A 5632-nucleotide genomic window follows, 5' to 3' on the forward strand; every position below is an offset into this window, starting at 1 on the left:
GCTCGGCGAGGTCGGCGTAGGCGGGGGAGCGCCACGGGCCCGGCCCGACGAGCGCGGCGAGCCGGGCGGCCGGCAGGAACGAGGTCATGAGGCCAGTCTGTCGCAATTGGCCATCGAGTCGATGGCCAATTCGCGACAGGGTAGCCTGCATGTTCCTGCTGCTGATCCTGCTCGCGTCCCTGGTGGGCGCCGTGGTCGTCACCGTCGGCGCCGTGCTGGGCGACGGGTACGGCCACCGCGCCGCGCCGACCCGGCTCGAGGACGAGAGGATCGTCCGGTGACCCTTCGTCTGACCCGGCTCGTCGTCGGCCTGTGGCTCTACGGCGCCACGATGGCCCTGCTCGTCGAGGCCGGCCTCGGCCTGGACCCCTGGGACGTGCTCCACGAGGGCCTGGCCCACCGCCTGCCGCTCACCTTCGGGCAGGTGGTCATCGCCGTCGGCGTCGTCGTCATGCTCGCCTGGGTCCCGCTGCGCCAGCGGCCGGGCATCGGCACGATCCTCAACATCGCGCTCATCGGGATCGCGGCGGACGTCACGCTGGCCTGGCTTCCGACGCCGGAGGCGTTGCCCGTGCAGGTGGCGATGCTCCTGGGCGGCGTGGTCGGCAACGGTCTGGCCGGGGCGCTCTACGTCGGCGCGAACCTCGGCACCGGCCCGCGCGACGGGCTGTGGGTGGGGCTGTCGCGTCGCACGGGGCTCAGCGTCCGGCTCATCCGCACGGGGCTGGAGGTCACGGTGCTCGTGCTGGGGTTCCTGCTCGGCGGCACGGTCGGCGTCGGCACGGTCGTCTACGCCCTGTCCATCGGCCCGCTGGTGCAGCTGTTCCTGGGGCTGACGACGCGGTCAGCGCCGGGTGGCGATGAGCAGCGAGGCGTCGGGGTCGATGAGCATCTCGACGGCGGCGAAGCGCTCGTCGGTCAGCCACCGCTCGCGGACGGTGTCGACGCGCCCCTCGACGATCGGCGGCCAGAACGCTGACGGCACGAAGTCGTCCAGGACGACGATGCCGCCGGGCTCCATGAGGTCGGCGACGAGGTCGAGGTCGTTCATGACCTCGCGGATGTCGACGAACAGCAGGGCGAACGGCGCGTACTTCTCCAGCACCGACCAGTCGCCGGCCACGACCTCGACGTTGTCGGTCGCGCGGAAGATGTCCTGGACGTCCTCGGCGAGCGCCGGGTCGAGCTCGGCGGTGACCACGCGCGCGCCGGTGGCCGCCCCGCTGGACAGCCAGGCCGAGCCCACGCCGCAGCCGGTGCCGAGCTCGGCCAGGGTGCCGGTCTTGGCCGCGGCGAGCGTGGCGAGCAGGCGGCCGGTCTCGTGCCGGGTCGACGTGATGAAGCCCCGCTGACGCGACAGGTCGAGGGTCGCGGATACCAGGTCGCAGCTCGGTGGGGGCACTCACCGGGCCAGTCTCACACGTGCGGGGGCGGAGGGGTCCCCGGGAGCGGATCGTGAGACACGTCACGAGGTGCTGTGCGTCGGGCCGGGGCGCGGGCTATGCTCACCGGCATGCGGAAGCAGCGAGTAGTCAGCTGCCGCGGCAGGGCCTTCTAGAGGGCCACACCCTGCCGCGGTGCTCGTCGTTGGCTCGACCGCTCCGCCGCAGGACCCGCCGCACCGAGACCCGGTCCGGCACCACCTCCTCGGTTTCACCGGAACCCCGGCACCCCGGCCCTGAGCGGTCGTCCTTCGCGACGAGACCGCCGTCCCTGATCTGCCACGTACCGAGGAGAAGCACCATGAACCGTCCCGACCTGGAGTGGGGCCCCGCCCACCTGCGCGACGAGCGCGACGACCTGCCCACGGAGCGTCCGGACGACAACTGATCCAGTTCGTGAGACGCCAGTTTCACATCCTGAGATCGAACGTCCTAGGATGACGCCATGACCCGCACCTACTCCCTGGCCGTCGTGCCCGGCGACGGCATCGGCCCCGAGGTCACCGCGCAGGCGCTGCGCGTCCTCGACGTGATCGCCCCGGCCCACGGCCTCGCCTTCGACCGCACCGAGTACGACCTCGGCGCCCGCCGCTACCACGCGACCGGCGAGGTGCTCCCGGACGCGGTGCTGGACGAGGTCCGCGGCCACGACGCGATCCTGCTCGGGGCCGTCGGCGACCCGAGCGTGCCGTCCGGCGTCCTGGAGCGCGGGCTGCTGCTCAAGCTCCGCTTCGAGCTGGACCACTACGTCAACCTGCGCCCGAGCAAGCTGTTCCCGGGCGTCGCCACCCCGCTGGCCGACCCGGGCGAGATCGACTTCGTCGTCGTGCGCGAGGGCACCGAGGGCCCGTACGTCGGCAACGGCGGCGCGATCCGCGTCGGCACGCCGGCCGAGGTCGCCACCGAGGTCAGCCTCAACACCGCCTTCGGCGTCGAGCGCGTCGTCCGCGACGCCTTCGCCCGCGCCCAGGCGCGTCCGCGCCGGAAGCTGACGCTCGTGCACAAGAACAACGTGCTCGTCCACGCCGGCCACCTGTGGAGCCGCACGGTCGCCGCGGTGGGCGAGGAGTTCCCCGACGTCAGCGTCGACTACCTGCACGTGGACGCCGCGACGATCTTCCTGGCCACCGACCCGGCCCGGTTCGACGTGATCGTCACCGACAACCTGTTCGGCGACATCCTCACCGACCTGGCCGCCGCCATCACCGGGGGCATCGGCCTGGCGGCGAGCGGCAACGTGAACCCCGACCGGACCGCCCCGAGCATGTTCGAGCCGGTCCACGGCTCGGCGCCCGACATCGCCGGGCAGTCCAAGGCCGACCCGACCGCGGCGATCCTGTCCGGGGCGCTGCTGCTGGACCACCTCGGCCACCCCGAGGCCGCCGCCGCCATCGAGGCTGCGGTCGAGGCCGACGTCGCGGCGCGCGTGGACGCGTCCGGACCCCGCAGCACCGAGGAGGTGGGGGAGGCCATCGCGGCGCGCGTGGCCGAGGGCGTACCGGTGTCCTGACACCGCCCCTTCATCCCCCGAACCCGAGGAAGCACTACCGTGAACGCCATGTCCACCACCGGTCTACCGGTCCGTTTCGAGCAGAACCCGCTCGCCAAGTCGGACCACGAGCGCAGCACCATCCTGGCCGAGCCCGGCTTCGGCAAGCACTTCACCGACCACATGTTCCTGGCCGACTGGACGCCCGAGGACGGCTGGCACGACGCCCGCGTCGTGCCGTACGGCCCGCTCCTGCTCGACCCCGCCGCGGCGGTCCTGCACTACGCCCAGGAGATCTTCGAGGGGCTCAAGGCCTACGCCCACGCCGACGGCTCGGTGTGGCTGTTCCGGCCCGAGGAGAACGCCAAGCGCTTCCAGCGCTCGGCCGACCGCCTCGCGCTGCCCGAGCTGCCGGTCGAGTGGTTCACCGGCTCGATCAAGGCGCTCGTCGAGGCCGACCGCGCCTGGGTCCCGACCGGGGGCGAGACGAGCCTGTACCTGCGTCCGTTCATGTTCGCCTCCGAGGCGTTCCTGGGCGTCCGCCCGGCGGTCAAGGTGACCTACGCGGTCATCGCCTCGCCGGCCGGCCCGTACTTCAGCGGCGGTGTGCACCCGGTCTCCATCTGGCTGTCCGAGAACTACGCGCGGGCGGCCGTCGGCGGCACCGGCGCGGCCAAGTGCGGCGGCAACTACGCCGCCAGCCTCAAGCCGCAGATGGAGGGCGCGGCCCACGGCTGCGAGCAGGTGGTCTTCCTCGACCCGGTCGAGCGCCGGTACGTCGAGGAGCTCGGCGGCATGAACGTGTACTTCGTCCAGGCCGACGGCTCGATCGTCACCCCCGAGACGAGCGGAACGATCCTGGAGGGCATCACCCGCGAGTCGCTGCTGCAGCTGGCCCGCGACCGCGGTCACGAGGTCGTCGAGCGTCCGGTCAGCATCGACGAGTGGCGCGAGGGCGTCGCCGACGGCACGATCACCGAGATCTTCGCCTGCGGCACGGCGGCGGTCATCACCCCGATCGGCCGGCTCACGTGGGACGGCGGCGAGGTCGTGACCGGAGACGGCAGCACCGGCAAGGTGACGGCGGACCTGCGCGCCGCGCTGGTGGACCTCCAGTACGGCCGGGCGACCGACGAGCATGGTTGGATGCAGAGGATCGACGTCCAGCCCGCGGGCTGATCCTCGGGGGAGGCGTCGTCACCACGACAACGACGTCGACCCCCGGGGGTGATCCTCCCGGGACGAAGGGAGATCCCGCGATGGACTCGGCCGTCCGCCTGGAGCACGACCTGATCGGTGACCGGGAGGTCCCCGCCGACGCGTACTGGGGCGTGCACACGCTCCGGGCGCTGGAGAACTTCCCGATCACCGGCATCCCCATCGGGATCAGCCCGTTCCTCGTCGAGGCGCTCGCCGCGGTCAAGCAGGCCGCGGCCGAGACCAACCACGACCTGGGCCTGCTGGACGACGCGCGGCACGCGGCGATCGTCCAGGCCTGCGAGGAGATCCGCTCCGGCGCGCTGCGCGACGAGTTCGTCGTCGACGTCATCCAGGGCGGCGCCGGCACGTCGTCGAACATGAACGCCAACGAGGTCATCGCCAACCGGGCGCTGGAGATCCTCGGCCACCCGCGGGGCGCCTACGAGCACGTGCACCCCAACGAGCACGTCAACCTGAGCCAGTCGACCAACGACGTCTACCCGACGGCGGTCAAGATCGCCATCATCATGGCGGCGCACTCGCTGCTGGACGCCATGGCGGTGCTGCAGGCCAGCTTCGCCCGCAAGGCCGACGAGTTCCACGACGTCCTCAAGATGGGCCGCACCCAGCTGCAGGACGCCGTCCCGATGACGCTCGGGCAGGAGTTCGGCGCCTTCGCCGTCATGATCGGCGAGGACCGCAGCCGCCTGCAGGAGGCGGTCATGATGCTGCACGAGATCAACCTCGGCGCGACCGCGATCGGCACCCAGCTCAACGCCCCGACCGGCTACGTCCCCACGGCGTGCGCCCACCTGGCGCGCATCACCGGCCTGCCGCTCGTCAGCGCCGTCGACCTCATCGAGGCGACGCAGGACTGCGGCGCGTTCGTGCACGTGAGCGGTGTCCTCAAGCGGGTCGCGGTCAAGCTCAGCAAGATCTGCAACGACCTGCGCCTGCTCTCGTCCGGCCCGCGCGCCGGCCTGAACGAGATCAACCTGCCGGCCGTCCAGGCGGGGTCGAGCATCATGCCCGGCAAGGTCAACCCGGTCATCCCCGAGGTGGTCAACCAGGTCGCGTTCCAGATCGTCGGCCACGACGTGACGGTGTCGATGGCCGCCGAGGCGGGCCAGCTGCAGCTCAACGCCTTCGAGCCGATCATCTGCTACTCGCTGTCGTCGGGCCTGTCGCGGCTGCGCGAGGCCGTCCTGACGCTGTCCGAGCGCTGCGTCGACGGCATCACCGCCAACGCCGAGCTGCTCGCCCGCGAGGTCGCCGACTCCATCGGCCTGGTCACGGCGCTCAACCCGTACATCGGCTACAGCGCGGCCACCGAGGTGGCCAAGGAGGCGCTGCTGAGCGGACGGGGCGTGGCCGAGCTCGTGCTCGAGAAGGGGCTCATGGACGCCGACCGGCTGGCCGAGGTGCTGCGCCCCGAGGTGCTGGCCAACCTCGCGCGCGCGAGAGCGCCAGCACGGCTGACCCGGCGCGCGCGCGCCGATGC

5 protein-coding genes and 1 pseudogene are annotated in these 5632 nt (G+C 72.0%); 5 read left to right on the forward strand and 1 reads right to left on the reverse strand.

Features of this window, described 5'->3' with window-relative positions; genetic code table 11:
• The first annotated feature begins 149 nt into the window (after nt 1-149).
• A complete protein-coding gene (locus tag AC2W7G_RS08180; RefSeq protein WP_485867996.1) occupies nt 150-281 on the forward strand; it encodes a hypothetical protein in 132 nt (43 codons plus the stop codon).
• Nucleotides 278-817 (forward strand): annotated as a pseudogene (gene yczE / locus AC2W7G_RS08185) (membrane protein YczE); the annotation flags it as partial. The gene AC2W7G_RS08180 and the pseudogene yczE, both read left to right, overlap by 4 nt.
• A gap of 27 nt (nt 818-844) precedes the next feature.
• Here the strand turns inward: yczE and AC2W7G_RS08190 are convergent.
• Nucleotides 845-1402, reverse strand: a complete 558-nt coding sequence (locus tag AC2W7G_RS08190) for an O-methyltransferase (protein WP_485867997.1) — start codon at nt 1400-1402, stop codon at nt 845-847.
• Nucleotides 1403-1887: 485 nt separating this feature from the next.
• Here AC2W7G_RS08190 and AC2W7G_RS08195 point away from each other — a divergent pair, with 485 nt between their 5' ends.
• The 3 genes from AC2W7G_RS08195 to AC2W7G_RS08205 all read left to right on the forward strand — a co-directional run.
• Nucleotides 1888-2952, forward strand: a complete 1065-nt coding sequence (locus tag AC2W7G_RS08195; RefSeq protein ID WP_485867998.1) for a 3-isopropylmalate dehydrogenase — start codon at nt 1888-1890, stop codon at nt 2950-2952.
• 48 nt (nt 2953-3000) lie between these two features.
• A complete protein-coding gene (locus AC2W7G_RS08200; RefSeq protein ID WP_485868000.1) occupies nt 3001-4110 on the forward strand; it encodes a branched-chain amino acid aminotransferase in 1110 nt (369 codons plus the stop codon).
• 80 nt (nt 4111-4190) lie between these two features.
• A partial coding sequence (locus tag AC2W7G_RS08205; RefSeq protein WP_485867999.1) for an aspartate ammonia-lyase occupies nt 4191-5632 on the forward strand: 1442 nt, incomplete at its 3' end.

This window comes from Aeromicrobium sp. PFPM2_SD2 (assembly GCF_057364525.1).

Bases quoted from the DNA above. Each gene is read 5' to 3' on its own strand.
- AC2W7G_RS08180 (WP_485867996.1), top strand. From the start codon at position 150: ATGTTCCTGCTGCTGATCCTGCTCGCGTCCCTGGTGGGCGCCGTGGTC.
- AC2W7G_RS08195 (WP_485867998.1), top strand. From the start codon at position 1,888: ATGACCCGCACCTACTCCCTGGCCGTCGTGCCCGGCGACGGCATCGGC.
- AC2W7G_RS08200 (WP_485868000.1), top strand. From the start codon at position 3,001: ATGTCCACCACCGGTCTACCGGTCCGTTTCGAGCAGAACCCGCTCGCC.